The organism is Streptomyces sp. P9(2023) (genome assembly GCF_032436795.1).
In the GTDB taxonomy this organism is placed as follows: Bacteria; Actinomycetota; Actinomycetes; order Streptomycetales; family Streptomycetaceae; genus Streptomyces.
Window position 1 is genome coordinate 1 of sequence record NZ_JAUPWM010000651.1, and the last position, 255, is coordinate 255.

1 protein-coding gene is annotated in these 255 nt (G+C 46.3%); it reads right to left on the reverse strand.

Annotation, left to right across the window (positions count from 1 at the left end):
• Positions 1–255 (reverse strand): AAA family ATPase (locus Q5762_RS39020; protein WP_315897061.1); only part of this gene is annotated, 255 nt, incomplete at both ends.

Sequence of the window (255 nt, forward strand, 5' to 3'; positions counted from 1 at the left end):
GCCTTTCTCTTTCACGAGCCAGTAGACTTCCTCCACCTGTACGGCATTAAGGAAATCAGGAGAGTGACTCGATACAAAAACTTGTCCTCCTCTCTCAGCGTAAGCACGAAATTCTTCTGCCAATTCCCACAGTAAGGTGGGATAAAGCTGGTTTTCCGGTTCTTCGATACAAAGCAAGGGGTGTGGCTCAGGATCGTAGAGTAGTACTAGATAAGCAAACATTTTAATGGTGCCGTCAGATACATACCGGTCGAT